The sequence below is a fragment of the Pleurocapsa sp. FMAR1 genome, from assembly GCF_963665995.1.
Classification (GTDB): Bacteria; Cyanobacteriota; Cyanobacteriia; order Cyanobacteriales; family Xenococcaceae; genus Waterburya.
On the sequence record NZ_OY762512.1, the window covers coordinates 2,265,009 to 2,282,566 of the forward strand.

General features: G+C 36.9%; 17 protein-coding genes. 8 read left to right on the forward strand and 9 right to left on the reverse strand.

The genetic code is table 11. The annotated features are described in order from the left end of the window. Positions 1–348: 348 nt before the first annotated feature. The 3 genes from SLP02_RS11020 to SLP02_RS11030 form a co-directional block, all read right to left on the reverse strand. Positions 349–648 (reverse strand): hypothetical protein, encoded by a 300-nt coding sequence (locus SLP02_RS11020; protein WP_319420704.1) that lies wholly within the window; start codon positions 646–648, stop codon positions 349–351. A gap of 4 nt (positions 649–652) precedes the next feature. Then, on the reverse strand, positions 653–1,540 hold the full coding sequence (locus SLP02_RS11025; protein WP_319420705.1) for a zinc metalloprotease HtpX: 888 nt from the start codon (positions 1,538–1,540) through the stop codon (positions 653–655). 125 nt (positions 1,541–1,665) lie between these two features. Next, positions 1,666–2,187, reverse strand: a complete 522-nt coding sequence (locus SLP02_RS11030; protein WP_319420706.1) for a GNAT family N-acetyltransferase — start codon at positions 2,185–2,187, stop codon at positions 1,666–1,668. Between the two features lie 136 nt (positions 2,188–2,323). Between SLP02_RS11030 and SLP02_RS11035 the strand changes: the two genes are divergently transcribed. Both SLP02_RS11035 and SLP02_RS11040 read left to right on the forward strand, forming a co-directional pair. Next, a complete protein-coding gene (locus SLP02_RS11035; protein ID WP_319420707.1) occupies positions 2,324–2,611 on the forward strand; it encodes a hypothetical protein in 288 nt (95 codons plus the stop codon). Between the two features lie 19 nt (positions 2,612–2,630). Beyond that, the gene (locus SLP02_RS11040; RefSeq protein ID WP_319420708.1) at positions 2,631–2,927 is read left to right on the forward strand and encodes a DUF3288 family protein; all 297 of its coding nucleotides are present in this window, start codon (positions 2,631–2,633) and stop codon (positions 2,925–2,927) included. A 34-nt stretch (positions 2,928–2,961) separates the two neighbouring features. Here SLP02_RS11040 and SLP02_RS11045 read toward each other — a convergent pair whose 3' ends face one another. From SLP02_RS11045 to SLP02_RS11055, 3 genes are all read right to left on the reverse strand, one after another. Beyond that, a complete protein-coding gene (locus SLP02_RS11045; protein WP_319420709.1) occupies positions 2,962–4,293 on the reverse strand; it encodes a TIGR03279 family radical SAM protein in 1,332 nt (443 codons plus the stop codon). Between the two features lie 93 nt (positions 4,294–4,386). Beyond that, entirely contained in the window at positions 4,387–6,681 is a 2,295-nt protein-coding gene (locus SLP02_RS11050; RefSeq protein ID WP_319420710.1) for a dynamin family protein, read from the reverse strand. 158 nt (positions 6,682–6,839) lie between these two features. Then, positions 6,840–7,835: an undecaprenyl-diphosphate phosphatase gene (locus SLP02_RS11055; protein WP_319420711.1), complete on the reverse strand. Its 996-nt coding sequence runs from the start codon at positions 7,833–7,835 to the stop codon at positions 6,840–6,842. A gap of 159 nt (positions 7,836–7,994) precedes the next feature. Here SLP02_RS11055 and SLP02_RS11060 point away from each other — a divergent pair, with 159 nt between their 5' ends. The 4 genes from SLP02_RS11060 (at position 7,995) to SLP02_RS11075 (ending at position 12,288) form a co-directional block, all read left to right on the forward strand. Then, complete coding sequence (locus SLP02_RS11060) at positions 7,995–8,654, forward strand: DUF3318 domain-containing protein (RefSeq protein WP_413467166.1); 660 nt, start codon at positions 7,995–7,997, stop codon at positions 8,652–8,654. A 291-nt stretch (positions 8,655–8,945) separates the two neighbouring features. After that, a complete protein-coding gene (locus SLP02_RS11065; RefSeq protein ID WP_319420712.1) occupies positions 8,946–9,923 on the forward strand; it encodes an anti-sigma factor antagonist in 978 nt (325 codons plus the stop codon). Between the two features lie 75 nt (positions 9,924–9,998). After that, positions 9,999–10,898 (forward strand): TIGR04168 family protein, encoded by a 900-nt coding sequence (locus SLP02_RS11070; RefSeq protein WP_319420713.1) that lies wholly within the window; start codon positions 9,999–10,001, stop codon positions 10,896–10,898. Positions 10,899–11,217: 319 nt separating this feature from the next. Beyond that, the gene (locus SLP02_RS11075; RefSeq protein ID WP_319420714.1) at positions 11,218–12,288 is read left to right on the forward strand and encodes a Gfo/Idh/MocA family oxidoreductase; all 1,071 of its coding nucleotides are present in this window, start codon (positions 11,218–11,220) and stop codon (positions 12,286–12,288) included. Positions 12,289–12,373: 85 nt separating this feature from the next. On the opposite strand, the gene SLP02_RS11080 is transcribed toward SLP02_RS11075, so the two are convergent. Together SLP02_RS11080 and SLP02_RS11085 are read right to left on the reverse strand one after the other, a co-directional pair. Then, on the reverse strand, positions 12,374–12,733 hold the full coding sequence (locus SLP02_RS11080) for a DUF4864 domain-containing protein (protein WP_319420715.1): 360 nt from the start codon (positions 12,731–12,733) through the stop codon (positions 12,374–12,376). A gap of 72 nt (positions 12,734–12,805) precedes the next feature. Continuing rightward, complete coding sequence (locus tag SLP02_RS11085) at positions 12,806–13,669, reverse strand: carbohydrate ABC transporter permease (protein ID WP_319420716.1); 864 nt, start codon at positions 13,667–13,669, stop codon at positions 12,806–12,808. A 197-nt stretch (positions 13,670–13,866) separates the two neighbouring features. On the opposite strand from SLP02_RS11085, the gene SLP02_RS11090 reads away from it, so the two are divergent. Further along, entirely contained in the window at positions 13,867–14,739 is an 873-nt protein-coding gene (locus tag SLP02_RS11090; RefSeq protein ID WP_319420717.1) for an MBL fold metallo-hydrolase, read from the forward strand. A gap of 169 nt (positions 14,740–14,908) precedes the next feature. Here SLP02_RS11090 and SLP02_RS11095 read toward each other — a convergent pair whose 3' ends face one another. Further along, on the reverse strand, positions 14,909–15,568 hold the full coding sequence (locus tag SLP02_RS11095; RefSeq protein WP_319420718.1) for a CDP-alcohol phosphatidyltransferase family protein: 660 nt from the start codon (positions 15,566–15,568) through the stop codon (positions 14,909–14,911). Positions 15,569–16,120: 552 nt separating this feature from the next. Here SLP02_RS11095 and SLP02_RS11100 point away from each other — a divergent pair. Next, positions 16,121–17,452, forward strand: coding sequence for a J domain-containing protein (locus tag SLP02_RS11100; protein ID WP_319420719.1), 1,332 nt, complete (start codon positions 16,121–16,123; stop codon positions 17,450–17,452). Positions 17,453–17,558 lie beyond the last annotated feature (106 nt).

Genomic DNA, 17,558 nt, shown 5'->3' on the forward strand with positions numbered 1-17,558 from the left:
TGAGGTATGAGCTACAAAAAATCCTTCCCGAATTCCGAATTCCTTCTTCCTTCAAACTTCAAACTTCAAACTTCGTATGAGGTACAAGCCCTCGAACAAACTTGAAACTTCGCGCCTTCATACTTCTGTCTTCAAACTTCTATTGACTCATCCATTGATTCAAGGCATTGTAGAGACGGGAGTTTTGATTCACAGTATTCTGAAATTATGAGTGGTATCTAATCTCAGAGTGCTGACTCCCCTTGCTTTGTGTCAATCCCTCAACTCTTTACTGAATCTCTATTCTCAGGTTTTTCTCTTCATCTTTTGTCAGTCAACCAGATCGGGAACAGCAAAAAACTCTTAATGTTATTTCTGCAAATTCTTAAGAAATAGTTTTTGGCTATCAGGGAGATCTTCGTCAGAATTTGCTTTATCTGCCAAATCATTCAGATTTTTATTTGCTTTAGCTTGAGCATCATCTAAAAGCTGATCGCCATTTTCTGATTCGCCAAACTGTTTTTTAGCACCTGTATCTTTAGTAACTTCCTGCGCAGCTTTTTTAACAGAGGCATCGTTATTATCTGCTAAAGCTAAGTTCAGGGGAGTAAAGGCGATCGCCATAAACATACAGACGAGCATTATGAGGGAAATAAGTTTTGATTTCATATAATTAATTAGCAGCAAAAGAAGTATTGTTTTGTTGATTTCTAGCTATTTTTTGTAGTTGACGTACACGCTCTTCTGTAGGCGGATGAGTGCGAAACAGAGACTGTAAACCACCACCAGAAAAAGGATTCATAATGAGAACTGGTTCAAAAGCAGGATTACCATTCATCGGCACTCGCTTACCAACGGACTCTAATTTTTCTAAGGCACTTGCTAATGCTAAGGGATTACCTGTAATTTCGGCTGAACCGCGATCGGCGGAAAACTCACGGGTACGAGAGATTGCCATCTGAATTAAAGATGCAGAAATAGGTGCGAGGATAACCAAAATCAATATGCCAAAAGGATTCCCACCCTGACGATTATCTCGATTAACAGAGCCATACATTGTCCCAAAAGTAAGCATTCTGCCCAAAAACGTCACCGCACCACCTAATGTCCCGGCTACAGCCTGAGTCAAAGTATCACGGTTTTTGATATGAGTTAATTCATGAGCAATTACTCCTGCAAGCTCATCTTTGTCTAGTATTTGCATAATCCCTTCGGTTACTGCCACCGCAGCGTGTTCGGGATTTCTACCAGTAGCAAAAGCATTAGGAGTTTGGGTAGGCACAACGCAGAGTTTGGGCATAGGTAAACCTGCTTTTTGAGTCAAGTTTTTCACCAGATCATAAAGCTCTGGTGCTTGTTCGCGAGAAATAGGCTGGGCTTTATATGCAGCCAAGGCAGCTTTATCTGAATAAAACCAAGAGCCAAAACTACTAATAGCAGCAAAAATCAAACCAATTAATGCTCCCTGTTCAGTACCCGTTGCCCAATAACCACCCAAGACTAAGATTCCGCTTAACAGCCCTAATAAAGCTGCGGTTTTGATTTGATTACCTCTAAACATAGGATTTATTAGAATTCAATCATCTAAAATTTTATAATTTATCAAATATATTTATATTAAATATAAGTTGGCAAAGCGGCACATCTAGCTAAAGCCAGATTTTTTAGCTCATAAATAATATTGCCTTATTTCTCTGTCGGCTGTTCTGGAGTAGATAGAATTAGCTGGTAAAACTCCAAGTCTAACCATCGATTAAATTTGAACCCTACCTGTTGAATAGTGCCACAGTGAACAAAGCCCAGAGACTTATGCAGCCTAATACTCACGCTATTTTGTCCGTCGATTCCCCCAATCAGCGTATGATAATTTTGCTGGTGGGCAATTTGAATTAACTCTACCAACAGCTTTTTGCCCACACCTTTTCCTCTATGGGCAGAATCCACATAAACTGAATGCTCAACTGAATATTGATAAGCATCCCAAGCGCGAAATGCATTATAGGTGGCAAATCCCATTAAAGAGTCATGACTATCTTCAATGCCGATAACGGGATAAGATTTCTCTGCTTTTGCTTCTAGCCACTTTTGAATTGTGTTTAAACTTCTGGGCTGATAGTCATAAAGAGCGGTAGAATTGGCGATCGCATCATTAAATATCTGCTGAATAGTTTTTCCGTGGCGGGGAAATTGACAATCAATTATCTTCATATATTTCTACTAAAATAAGATTAATACAGCCAAGCAAATTAAGGAAGGATGATAATGATCTGACAATTGTGCTAATTTATGAGATAACTTGTTAGGCACAATAATTTTATAGTTTTATTTGTAGCAGTTAAAGATAGTGAATCCTTTATTCGCAAAATTTTTGAGAACGGTGTATCGTCGAGAACCCGTCTCTGGCTTTATTATGATTCTAGGAACGACTGATGCTCTAGTAGGAGGATTGGGCGGACGGGGGAGTTTGTTGTCTGTTGGTTTATTGATTGCTTTATTAGGTATTATTATGCGCTGGCGACAAATAGAAAAAAAACCCAGGGCGATCGCCAATGAGCCAGCTAGATATCTTTTACCTCCTAGTTCATCTCCTCAACCTTTGCCTCCTTTGATGAAGAATAAACGTAAAAAGTAAGTGATTTTTAACCTTGACAATGGCTAACGGTAATTTAGATCAAAACCATCCTCAGAATAAAAAAGATCGCCTCACCGTAGACCATTTACTAAAAACGCAGTCAGATCCTAATGAGCGTGAATTGGTAGAATTAGCACGATTAATTATTCGCTATCGCAACTTTCCTGGGGCGCGAGATATCCAAAGAGATTTAAAAGTAGCTTTAGACAGCTGGAAGCTAACTGAAGAAGAACTGTATACCAAAACCCGTGTTATTCACGGGGCAGGAATGGTATATAGACGCACAGCAACAGGGGAAGAACAGGATTGGACTTAATTAGAACTTTTTGAGTAAATTAAAAGTATAAGTCTTATTTAAGACAGCGATCGATCAATTCCTTAACACCACTTACGGGAAAAATTGCTACTTTCAACTGGCGAGCAACATCTGCAACTGTCATATCGTCCAAGAACTTTGTATCGTCGTGCTTCAGCATCAAAGAAGGTAACAAAATTCCCTCCCCCATATCTTTTCCCTTTAAACCTGCTAGTAAATCCTGTCCTGTCAACAAGCCTGTAACGGTAATCTCTTGTCCCCAATACTGACTATTTAGAGCAACTAAATTAACTTCCAACCCCTTAACTGCATTAAGCCGATCCACTATAGGTTTAAATGCTTGTTCGACTGCATTACCAACTACCCAGGTAAAACGACGAGGCTGATTAATTGCTTTGGGTAACATTTTTCTAGCCGTGGCTTGAAATTGCTTAAGAAATAAACGAATTGAACCAACGCCATTGTCAATTTGGGGATAATCTTCATAGTGAGATTCTGAGGGAACATCCTGGCGGGCAATTAAAAACCATTCATCGGCTAACCAAACAAAGTTGCTGCCAAACTGCTGTATAAACTTTTGCTGTAGCTGCTGTACCTGTTCGATCACTTCCATGGCTTTAGCTTGACCTATAGGTATTAACTCATCTTCTGAAGGACGAAACTTAGTTAAGCCGACGGGAACTACTGCCACCGAAGCTACTGCGGGAATATCTCCCTGATGGAACGAGGCTAAATCTGAAAGAGTTCTTGCCAAATGTATTCCGTCATTGATGCCAGGACATACTACCACCTGGGCATGAATCTGTAAGCGTCTTGCTTGAAACCACTCGAACTGGGACATGATTAAGCCAGCACGATTGTTTTTGAGCAAACGAGTTCTAACTTCTGGTTCGGTGGCGTGTACAGAAACATACAAAGGCGAAAGGCGCATCTGTTCGATCCGTCGCCATTCTTTATCTGTCAGATTTGTCAGCGTCAAATAGCTGCCATAAAGAAAGCTGAGACGATAATCGTCATCTTTTAAGTAAAGGCTTTGGCGTTTACCAGTCGGCTGCTGATCGATAAAGCAAAATGGACAATGATTATTACACTGAATTAGACCATCAAATAAAGCCGTTTCAAATTCTAGCCCCAGATCATCATCATAATCTTTCTCAATTTCAATCTGATGAGTGTTTCCCGCAGTATCAACTACTTCTAACTCTAAATACTCATCGCTACACAAAAAACGATAGTCAATTAGATCTCGTGGTTGGGTTTGATTAATCGAAACGATCGCATCACCAATTTCAAACCCAATCTCTTCGGCAATCGAATCTGGCAATACACCGCTAATTTTGGCTGGTTGAATAGTAGCTTGACTCATAATAGCTTGATGATATCAAGAATTAACTGTTGAAGGAAGTTGTAATTTGGTCAAAGCGATCGCAACTTCCTAATTCATCGGCAGTACAGTTACTTATAACAAAAAGCTAAGTGCATCTGAACTATTAGCTTGTTCAGCGTCTTTTACTATCTGCATCCACTCTTGTTTCAGTTTAATATCTTCAGTATTGGAATCAAACTCGTCTGGCAAAATTTCAGCTATATAATAACTCAAAAACTTACGCCAATCATCTCTAACTTGAGGATTTTGAAAAGCTTTGTCTCTAAATTGTCTTATCATACTGGCAAATTCTTGAGGTGGATTGAGTGATAGTTTTCTAATTTCTTCTCTAGAACCATCGATCACTTTTTGACATTTCTTTGTAAGAACGCTAATAATGTAATTTTCTGGGTTGTTTCTTCTCTTATTAGTTATTCCAGGCTCTAGATCCCAAAAGTCAGGAGTGTATTTTAAATACTTTTCAGATTGTACAGTAATTATTTTAGTTATGATAGCTTCATAGGTAACGTTATATTCTTTTACGAATATGATTGCTGCTTTGAGGTGTTGAATATCTAATTCTTGAGGTATTTTTTGTTCAAAATCTTCAAAAAATCGTGAATTTCCAGGGTTAATTATTTTTAAATTACCAGACTTTACTAATACATCCGCTATTCTAATTTGTGATACTTCAAGTGATTCGGCTAATAATGAATTTATGTTATTAAATGGGTTAGTAATATCACTTTTAATAATATTTAAAAGTGAAGTAATCGCTGCTGAAGGATGTTGATCTTTTCCAAATTCCATAATTTTTTCATTTATTTTTTTAGAATTAGGTAGAAAACTTTTATTATTCCATTCCTCTATTTTATGATTGATAATATTTCTGAAATTATCATCATTATTATTGTTTACAGCTTGCTTAGCTTTTGCAGTCATCTCATTAACTAAATCATTTAACTGATTTCCAAGACTATCAAAAAAGATATTAAACCAATCAGTATATTTTGTAGTTAGATTGCCAAAATTACTTGTTGTAGATTCTTGGTTATAAACTGAAGCTTTATTTAGCTCTATTTCAATATTACTTTGAACTGATTTTAATTCTTCTTGACAATTTTTGGCATATTGTCTATCTAAATTTTCAAGATTAGTGGCTAAATGTTGAAGAATGGGGTTTAAAATGTTGCTTGTCACCTCTTTTTCGTCAGCACAGTTAGCCATAACAACATTTGCCACAATATTCTTACCCATATATGTTTGACAAAAGCTTTCACACGCTGATTTATTATCTTTATCCGAAGAAGGATAATAATTAGCAACATAAAAAGACCACTCTTTAAGAGACAGATTTGGAATAGCATTTTTATCAATTAAACTATATAGTTGATCGTTAATTTCATGGTTTATCCTGCCATTAAAATCTGGCATAACCATCAACAATACAAAATCAATTTCCTCTCCAATTTCTCGCAAAGAATTTTCTAAATTATGGCTTTTTCCATCTCCAAAACCTGGCATATCGACAAAAGAAAGTTTTTGTATTCCCATTTCTTCTGATTTAGGAAAGGAACACTCAATATTGATTTCTTTGACTCCTAAGTACTTAAGATTATCCTCACTATCTTGAGTAACATAATTTCTAAGTTCTGATTCATTAATATATTTAGTACTTCCGTCTAATAAAACATCAGTATTATTTTTCTTGAAATCATCTTTTAGTTTTGTATGAAAATTTTCGAGATGGCTATATTTAGTTTTCTTCACCTGTTCATTTTTATCTAGTAATTGAGGTAATGGCTTCTCTACAAAATCACTTATATTTTTAGGTATAGGTTCTAGTTTTAGTACTTTGTAGTAAGGAATAATGACTTCTTCTAAAAAAGAATCTTCATAATGAAACTTGACTATGATATTAGTTTTTTTATCTTTATTTGAACCTGAAAGATGAGAAATTCTACTTAATACAGCCGTACAGTCTCCACTTTTACCACTAGGGATTATGTTTTCATTTAGTCCTGTTAAAGTCTGTAATAATCTGCTTTTGCCTTGTCCAGCCATTCCAAATACTGCAATATTAAGAGTATCTCTGCTAAATCTAGATTGAAGTTTTGCAAGCTGACTTTGTTCTTTTCTGAGTTTTTTAATTAGGTTTTGGAAATTGACGTTTTTTAATTTTAATCGAGTGGGCTTATCTTTAAGCCCGTTCATAATATTAAATTGTTCGATATTGAGATTTTCTAAACATTTTAGTAATTTATCTATGTTGCTTTTTGTGACTTTAACTTTTTCTGCAAATTTGCGACGTTTATTGAGGATATTATCTATTTGGATAGAAAAATTAGTTTGGGTTATATCAATATACTGGTTAATTGATTGAGTCATATAAAGTAATTAATTGTTTAGATTAACTTGAGTTCTAATCTAAATATTCCCAAATTACTTAATTGACCTAACATTACCGAGAGCGTAACTGCTTGAATGCAAAAAACTCAGTGTGTATACAATTTATTCATTACCTGTGCGCTCTCATCCTTTATCCCTTATACATTCTCAATCCATCCCAAAGCCAAGGCAGCCAAAATAAAGACTCCAAATCCTAATCTATACCAAACAAATACCCAGGTACTTCTTCTTTGTAAGAATTTAAGCAACCAGGCGATCGCCAAATAAGAAAATACCGCCGAAGATATTAATCCAGCTACTAGAGGAACTAGCCCAGAACTGGCTGCACCACTACTAACCATATCCTTTAATTCTACAAACCCAGACAGAGCGATCGCAGGTATACCTAGTAAAAAAGAAAATTTAGCTGCCGTTGCTCGTTCTAAATTATTAAACAAACCAGCCGTCAGGGTTGAACCTGAGCGAGATACCCCAGGTATAATTGCTAGTGCTTGAGCGCAACCCAATAAAATGCCGTCTTTGAGCTTTAAATCTTGGAAATTACGTTTTTGATTACCTACACTTTCTGCTAAAGCCAGGAATAAAGCCATGACAATCGAGACAATGGCAATTGACGGCATACTTCTGAGAATATTTTCATAAAATGGCGGTTCAAAAACTTTTAAGATTAAACCTAAAAGTACAATTGGCACAGTTCCGACTGCAATTCCTACCGCCAACCAAAAAGCTTGAGAATCATAATTTCTAGTACGAACTGCCCTAATCATTCCCGTGGTAATTTGACTAATATCCGACCAAAAATAAGATAAAACCGCAGCTAAACTACCAAGCTGAATTACAGCAGAAAATGCAACCCCAGGATCGTCCCAGCCCAAAAAAACGGGAACTGCTTTTAAGTGTGCCGTACTACTTATAGGAATAAATTCTGTAGCCCCTTGAACGAAACCTAAAACGATCGCCTGAAACAAATTTACTTGAGTGACTCCCCCTACCGCTTTACTTCCTTGAGCCACTACATCTGGAGATAAAGCTGCCGCCAAATTACGATCAAACCCCAAGGCAATAAGGCTTAATATAAGTCCAGCCCCTAGAAAAGAAACATATTTTAAATATTTTTTAGTTGACGCGGGCATAGTATATTAATTCCCAATCCCAAATATTTATTAAGTCTCAAGCATATCGTAAATCTCTTTTAAGCCAAGCATTTTAAATGAATAATTAAATTTAGATATGATAAAAAGTGGGTACACTTAAAAAATTGCTAAAAATTAAAATATTAATTTGGTAAAAGTATGAGTTATGCAACTACTTCCGCTAGGGCAGAAATCAACGAATTGCGTCGTCTTAAAACCTTGCTTCCTCCTGAATTACAAAGCTGGGTAATTGTCGAAGGCTCAACAGAAGTCAATCCTCCTCTCATCCGTAGTGAAGAAATTGGTAAAGATGAAATTGAAATTCAGATCGATCTAGCTAAATGGGACAATCTAGCCATCGATCAGCGTAATTTGCTATTTTGGCATGAAGTAGCTAGAGTACAAAATGATAGCATCCCTAAAGAAGGATGGGAAATGGCTGCTTTGGCTATTGGCTTGGGTGGTGCTGTCGGGGAATTATGGGTACAGGATGGCTTATTATTGCTTTTGGCTATGTCTTTGTGTGGTATTTCAGGATATCGCCTGTGGCAGAAAAACAGTAGCGAAAAGACCCTTACCGAGGCCATCGAAGCTGATGAAAAAGCGATCGCTTTAGCTACTCGGTTTGGTTATTCTTTACCCAATGCCTATAAAAGTTTGGGCAGTGCTTTGAAAACACTCGTTGAAATGACCCCTAGTCGTCGCAAAAGAAAAAAATACGAAGAGCGTTTACAGGCTCTTCGTCGCAGTGCAACTAGAGAAAAAGCTAGAACACAAGAGGGAAGAGAGCCGATCAGCAGAAGGGAAAATAGACTCTAAATTTTGATTAAAGCAAAATTAAGCTCAAACTCATATATTTGCCAATGGGTTTTACTTTTGAGCAAGATAAGTAAATCAAGTGTAAAATTAAGCCAAGAATGTATGAATGATTACTGGCATTATTCATACTATTTAAGTTGAGCCTACAAATGGATTAGAAAGTATAGTCGTTAATAACGGTTAAATTAGATAGGATAACCGTATGGTCAGAAGTTTATTTAACTTGCTTTAATGCTTTTATCTCCATCTAATAAATAAATTACTTTTGCTAATAACCAAAATTGAGAATTAATGATTGATGAGACACCGGATATTCGGTTCCCCCAGTCCCTTCTTCAGGACAGTGCGATCGTACAACTACCTGAACGTCTGACAGTTTTAGAGGCCGTAGCCTTCAAGCAAACTGTCAGCAATTTATTGCAGCAAAAAACTGCTCATCAGCAAATAACTCTCGACTTTAGCAAAACCAGATTTATTGATAGCAGTGGCATTGGCGCACTTATTGCTAGTTTGAAGTCTGCTCAAGGAAAAGACATTGAATTAGCTTTAGAATCAGTTCAGCCTCCAGTGATGGCTACTCTGGCGATGACGGGTTTGGTTGACGTACTGAACATAAAATCTTCAGCAGCATGGTCAAACAAAGAACACCGAGAAACTACTCATCCTTCAGTTAGATCTATAGTCAAAAGAATTATAGATATTGGGGGAGCATTAGTGGGATTAATGATTATGGTCATCATTTTTTTGCCCATTGCGATCGTCATTAAACTTGGCAGCCCTGGTCCTATACTATTTAAACAGACTCGCTGCGGCTGGATGGGCAAAAAATTTCAAATTTGGAAATTTCGCTCTATGTATGCCAATGCCGAAGCAATGAAAAAGCAGGTTGAAAATCAAGCTAGTGGAGCTTTTTTTAAGAACGATAATGACCCGCGCATTACTAAAATCGGTCACTTCTTGCGCCGTACTAGCCTCGATGAGTTTCCGCAGTTTTGGAATGTTCTTAAAGGAGATATGAGTTTAGTCGGTACTCGCCCTCCAACTCCAGAAGAAGTAGAAACATATCAAATACCAGAGTGGCAGAGATTAGACGTAAAGCCTGGAATGACGGGAGAGTGGCAGGTAAATGGTCGTTCTCAGGTACGCAATTTTGAAGATGTGATTAAGCTAGATCTAAAATATCAGCACAACTGGAATTTGCGATATGATCTCAAGCTAATCTTTAAAACAATTTTGGTAGTTTTTAATAGAAATAATGGCGCAGTCTAGTAGGGCTTTGCTTAAGTAAAAAGTAATAAGTAAAAAGTAATAAGTAATAATTAAACAGTTTTATATCTTGTTTGAATGGCGCAGGTAAAAGAAAGAATAACCATAGCCGTAGTGGGAGATGTCCACGATTTATGGGATGAGCAAGATGAGCTAGCACTAGAACATCTTGGTGTTGATTTGGTTTTGTTTGTCGGCGATTTTGGTAACGAAGCAGTAGAAGTAGTCCGCAAAATTGCAGCAGTTAAGCTGCCTAAAGCCGTAATTATGGGCAACCATGATGCTTGGTATAGTGCCTCAGCTTGGGGTAGACAAAAAGCTCCTTACGATCGCTCTCTAGAAGATCGGGTACAGCAGCAGCTAGACTTGTTAGGCAAAGCTCATGTTGGTTTTTCTGGGCTAGATTTTCCTCAGTTTGATTTATCGGTGGTGGGTAGTCGTCCCTTTAGCTGGGGAGGCTCTACCTGGAGAAATAGTCAGTTTTATAGCGATCGCTATCAGATCGAAAACTTTGAAGAGTCAACCCGACAAATTGTCGCTTCTGCTCAAAATTCTCAACACAACACTTTGATTTTTATGGGTCACAATGGTCCCTATGGTCTGGGAGACAAGCCAGAGTCTATTTGTGGTCGAGACTGGAAGTCAGAGGGAGGGGACTATGGCGATCCCGATCTTACTAAAGCGATCGCCGAAGTTCAAAGCCTAGGCAAATCTATTCCCCTAGTGACTTTTGGACATATGCACCACCATCTTAAATATCCCCCCGCTCAACAACGAATTATAACCGAGGTTAGAGATAATACTGTATACTTGAATTCTGCCTGTGTTCCCCGTATAGTAAAAAGCCCTGAAGGTGTCAAGCGCAATTTTTCTCTAGTTTCACTTGACCACCGAAGAGTTCAAAAAATATCTTTGGTTTGGTTAGATCGCGATTTTGTCATCCAATCAGATGAAATTCTTTATGAAGCTAAAGCTTAGATCTTCCTCAACCTTCTCGTTGAGCGAGGAAGCACGCTGAATTCATTTCAGCAAGTGCAAGTCTGGCTTGTCTTAATTCTAAAAGGTAATTGTAGACAGAAAAAAAATTGCTACAGCTACCCAGTCTTCTTAATAGTTATTGGTAGAAACTATGAAGATATATTAAGATACACGCATACAGTACAATTAGAAATTTGCTTGACAATTTTCTAAATTATTCACAATGAATATCTCTGTGATAATATCTGGGTGATTATGTAGCAATTGAAATATCAGTTTTACTAATCAACTCATTGGTGGAGGAGTTTATCTAAATACAGTGCAATATAATTTATCTGGGCGATCGCTAAATAGCGGTTTTAAAAATCAGCCACAGCCTTTTAAAATAGGTGTTATTGGCGTAGGCAATATGGGACAACACCATGTCCGAATCCTGAGCTTGTTAAAGGATACTGAACTGGTAGGAGTATCTGACTGTAATTTAGCAAGAGGCATTGAAATTGCTAGTCGGTATCAAACTCATTTTTATGAAAATTACGCAGAAATGCTGCCTGACGTGGATGCAGTTTGTATAGCTGTTCCCACCAAAGCTCATCACGAAGTAGGAAGTAACTGTCTCAAGGCTGGAGTTCATGTTTTGATCGAAAAGCCCATTGCTGCCTCAATTAGTGAAGCTGAATCCTTGGTGAATTTAGCTGCTGAGACTGGCTGTATTTTGCAAGTTGGTCACATCGAAAGGTTTAACCCTGCCTTTTGTGAGTTAAGTAAAGTAATCCAAACTGAGAGTATTTTAGCTCTTGAGGCTCGTCGTATGAGTCCCTATTCTAATCGGGCAAACGATGTGTCAGTAGTGTTGGATTTAATGATTCACGATATAGACTTGCTTTTGGAACTATCCGCTTCTCCAGTAATTAGGCTAAGTGCTAGTGGAAATACTTCTAATAGTTCGGGAAACTTAGACTACGTAACGGCTAATCTTGGTTTTGCCAATGGTGTAATAGCAACTTTGACGGCTTCTAAGGTTACTCACCGTAAAATTCGCTGTTTATCAGCACACTGTCAGCATTCTTTAATTGAAACTGATTTTCTCAAAAACGAAATCCTGATTCATCGCCATCAACAGCCTAATCTGCAACCCGAACAACAAAAACTCTATAAGCAAGACGGTATTACTGAAAAAGTTTATACCAGCAATACTGAACCTATTTATGCTGAAATCGAACATTTTGTCAACTGTATTCGCGGAGGCGATCGCCCTTCCGTTGGTGGGGAGCAAGCTTTAAAAGCTTTACGCCTAGCAAGCTTGATTGAACAAATGGCGTTAGATGGTAAGATTTGGCATCCTAGCGATGAGCAAAAAATTGTATCTCCCACTATGTCTATTGTTTAAACTGATTTTTAAATTGTAATTTTCCTAAAAGCTAATGAATCTTCGGGTTTAGCACTTTCGTTGCGGGGATTCCCCCCGCATTAATCTAAATTATTTTCTCATTAATAGAAATTAATTCATAACCATGAATACGCCAACTGTAGTCTTTTTGATGTTGGACAATAAAAACTCCTTGAGTCACCTCCCCATTCTGAGCCATAATTATCGATACCAACGCTGGGTAGTTGTTGACTAAAGTAAACCCACGAAACATAATCGATCTTGGTTTAACAATGGCATGATATTTGTTTTTTACCATGGTCATAAAATCATCTTGCTCAAATTTCTTTTGAATAGTTGGACTAGTTAAAGAAAAAGCTATTTCATCATGACCTTGTTGAAATGCCTGTAGCTGTTTTTCTACTAGCTGACGAATTATTGCCTTATCGCTTTCTGAGATATACATTGGGGGCTAATTCATAAATAAAAGTTATTTTTTGGCAGGCATAAACAATGCTCAAATTGCTATTTCTACTGCTTAACCTTTTACTGCACCTGCTGTTAGTCCTTGTACAATTTGACGCTGAAAAATTAAGACAAGAATAACTAATGGTAGAGTACCCAAAACTGTGGCTGCGGCGATCGGTCCATAAGGAATATCAAATAAAGTTGCGCCTCCAAGCTGCGCTGTAGCTACAGGAATCGTTTTCTTCGCTTCTTCGGTAATAAAGGTTAGAGCAAAAATATATTCATTCCAAGCGAAGATAAAAGTCAAAATACCAGTGGTTGCCAATGCTGGTAAAGTCATAGGTAATACTATATTCGTCAACATCCCCAAGGTTTTAAAGCCGTCCATCTTAGCAGCGTCTTCTAGCTCTTTAGGTAGCTGTTGAAAAAAGCTTCTCATTACCAGAATAGTCAGAGGTAGATTGATAGCAGTGTAAGGAATAATTAAAGCTAAGTAATTATTTCCCAAACCAACAATTTTGACTATTTCTAATAGTCCTAAAAATAATAATACATAAGGAAATAAAGTAATAATTAAAACTCCAGTCAAAATTAGCTTTTCTCCTCTTAAATTCATTCTTGCCAAAACGTAAGCTGCTGGAGAACCAAAGACAAGACACAAAATAGTTGAAACGCTTGCTACTAAGGCACTATTAAAAATATAGGTCAAAAAGGGACGACGCTTAAACAGTTCGGTGTAGTGTTCCCAGGTAATCTTACTAGGTAAATAGACATTGGGAATTGCCGAAATATCCTCATTTAGTTTTACTGAAGTCAACATCTGCCAGATGATAGGTGCAGAAAAAAAGATCAAAATCAAGACAACACTAAATCCTAACCAGACTTGGGAAAAAGAGAAGCTTGATTTTTGCTTGTTAGTTTTAACTGATGACATGACCGTCTATATACTCTCTATGCCCTACTAAAACCATGTTACATTCTTTAGGCACTGAAATTATCTTTCGTTAGTTAGTCAATTAATTTAGCTCTATTAGATAGAATGAAAGAATATTTAGATCTTTAAATAAAAGAGATATGTCTGTAAATAATCTCCATATCTCTATTTGAAAGTTGAGGCACAACAGTATAATTATGGCTACTTTACAAGAAAAAAGAATTGAAAATGTTGACGGTAATTTTTATGTAGATTCTAGCTGTATTGATTGTGATACTTGTCGCTGGATGGCAGCAGATGTATTTAATCGTCAATCATCGTCTTCTGCCGTATATCATCAACCAGAAACTAGAGCAGATAAACTACTGGCAATGCAGGCTTTACTATCTTGTCCTACCGCTTCTATTGGTACAGTAAATAAACCAACAGATATAAAACAAGTTCAACAGACATTTCCTTTGCTCGTAGAAGATAATGTTTATCACTGTGGATATCATTCTGAAGCTTCTTATGGTGCTGCTAGCTATTTCATTCAAAGACCAGAAGGCAATATCTTAATTGATTCACCTCGATTTGCACCGCCTTTAGTGAAACGCTTAGAAAATTTAGGCGGTATTAAATATTTATATCTTACCCATCAAGATGATGTGGCAGATCATCAAAAATTCCAACAGCATTTTAATTGCCAGAGAATTTTACATTCAGACGATATAAAACCATCTACTCAAGAAGTTGAAATTCAGCTATCTGGCACTGATACAGTTGAGCTTACTCCAGACATATTGATTATTCCTGTTCCAGGTCATAGTAAAGGACACACTGTTTTACTCTATAAAAACAAGTTTCTATTTACAGGAGATCATTTAGCCTGGTCACCATACCTTGAAAATCTTTATGCTTTTCGTCGCTTCTGTTGGTATTCTTGGTCAGAACAAATTAAATCCATGGAAAAATTAGCGAATTACTCTTTTGAATGGGTTTTACCTGGTCATGGTCGTCGTTATCATGGTGATGTTGATACCACCAAAAAACAATTACAGCAGTGTATCAATTGGATGAAACAACAATAATTGGGATGGGCTGTAGAGTAATTGAAGTCGGGGGATGCCTTGTAAGATGAAGCATCCCCCGACTTGTTGAAACTTTGTTTACATCTTGCATTCAATTAAGTTGACTTAATTAAAAAGGACTAGACAAAAGTTGAGTTTTTAGCTCTCATTTATTGTTGATTGTTAACGCTTAATTATTTTCTTCTCGGTTGATTAAATCTAATTTAGCAATTTCTTGTGCCGCATTTTGTAACTGAAAAATATTGGTAGCTTGCTTTAGTAGATAGATTGGAGTCCAAATTATTAGAGCTATTTGGACTCCAGTAAAGTTCCAATCATTGATCGTCAAACGACCACCAATAAGATAGAAATTAAGATAAAGCAAAATATAAAATAATTCATTTCCTAAGATCAACACATCCATGAAAGGCTTGTTGCCATAGTAAAGCTTCATTAGTCCATTGGTTGCCCATTCGGTCGAGTCTTTATGACTAGCTTTGCCTAGCATTCCTGTAGCGTAGATCAAATAATAATGGCTGCTAACGTCAAGAGCGATCGCACCAATAAAAACTAATAAATAATTAGGATATAATTGCGCCAAAATCAAACACAAACCCGCCGTAGCCGTGCGATCTGCCACCATATCAAGGGCTGCACCAAAATTACTGCTTTGATTATATGCCCTGGCAGCACGACCATCAAATTCATCTAAAATAAAGGCGATCGCATAAAAGCTAATACACAGTTGCCAGTTATCGAGTGTATGACAAATAAAGCTAATCAAGTAAAATATAAATCTACTATAGCCAATAATGTTCGGTACAAATAAAAATACTTTGTTAACTGACATAAATTTATAAGTAAGGAGTTTCTTTAGCCATCGAAGCACTGGCTTTAATCAATCAAGAGATAACTGCTACTCTAACTATTATAGGTCTTGGGCGCGATCGCCAGCCCAACTACACAAACTTGCACGCAAGTTAAAAATGGAGGTAAGTTTGTATTACTACTCAAACTTTTGGCAACAGAACTAAATTACGTTTATTACCTTGAGGTATAGTGTAACTGCTCTGGTATTGTGGGCGATCGCCATGTAGCCAAAAGAGAGCGATCGTCATATAAATTCATTCTATATATTATTTTTAATAAGCCAGATTAATTATGCCAAAAACAATCAGCAGGATATCTTATGTATCTTCTAAACTAATTCTGGTTGGTAGGCTTTGAATTACAAATGATGCTTTTCTATAATCAGCATCTTCATTTATGATGATGAAAAGAAAAAACCCAGCTTACTTAATAACCAAAACAAAGCTATTGACATTTAGTTTATCTTAACTGTAGCTTAAATGTAGTGCTATTAACTAAAATCGTTGGCGGTCAGAAAAAACAGTAAAAATAAATGGCAAGGGCGGAAAATTACGGGGAAGATTATTATTTAACTTTGGGAGTATCCCAGAGTGCAACATTAAAAGAAATCAAAATAGCTTTTCGTCATTTGGCGCGCCAATATCACCCCGATCTTAATCCAGGCGATCCTGCTGCTGTTGAGAAATTTAAACAGATTTCTCAGGCATATGATGTATTGTCGGATAATGCTCAACGTCGTCGCTATGATCGTCGTGTTCCTTTTAAAAATGAGCCACAGACAACTACAAGCCAGGGTAATAATAAGTATAGCCAAACAAGTAATCCTAAAACAGCTAAAGATTTTTATAATCGAGGCTTTCATTACACTCAAATTAAAGAATATAGCAAAGCCATTGATGATTATTCTCAGGCAATCAAACTCAATCCCAAATTTATTGATGCCTATCTCAAAAGATGCGAAATGCGATACAAAATGGGTGATAATAAGGGGGTTTTAGATGATTGTCAACAAATACTTGCTATCAATCGCCAAGTTGCTAAAGCTCACTACTATCAAGGAAGAGCGCGCTATGGTCTAGGTTATGCCGAACCTGCCATTGAATCTTACACTGTAGCGATCGCTCAAGACAACAATTATCCTCAAGCATACTACTATCGAGGCATTGCTTATAAAGAGCTATTCAAATTTTCTTTTGCCATACAGGACTTAAATAAAGCCGCCGCTCTTTTTCGCTTGCAAAAAAATTACGAAGCTCATCGTCGTACTAAAAATATAGTCAGTGACTTAAAAAAAAGCAATTATGGCACTGGTCGGTCAAATAGCCCAATTCAAAATTTTTTGATGACACTCAGCCTGTCTTTTTTAAATCCTGGAGGCGGTCTGTTACCTGCATTTTCTCGTTTAGAAAGGAGACATTTAAGACAAGTTGGCATTATCTATGGTGTATTTTCTAGCTTATGTTTTGTCTGTAGTTATTTTATGATTGGATTGCCGTTAGAAATACCAATATGGGAACTATTTTTAATTGGTATGATTCCCTTTATAAGCTTTATAGTTACGGGAGTTCTAGTACGTTTTTTTCTGAGCCATAAAGGTAGTTTGACAACGGATATATTCATAGCTGGAACGGCGATCGCTCCTCTAGCTTTCTTTTTTGTCTTAATGGCATTTATTCCCATCTCTGTTTTAGCTTTAACAATACCGTTAGCCCTTGTCGGAGTTTCTTACACTACGCTAACTTTGCAAGCTAGCTATTCTCAATTACTAAACGTTAGCGAATCTGAGACTGCTTTTACCGTGGCTTTGATGCTAATGCTAAATAGTTCTATTTGTTATGTATTGATATCATACTTTATCGCCTAAGTAGTCATTTCATTTATCATTTATCAACACGGGAGTGAAACAAGATCGCCTTGCCGAGAGTATTTCTTCCCACAAAAAGATACTGAATATGTAATATCGTTTTACT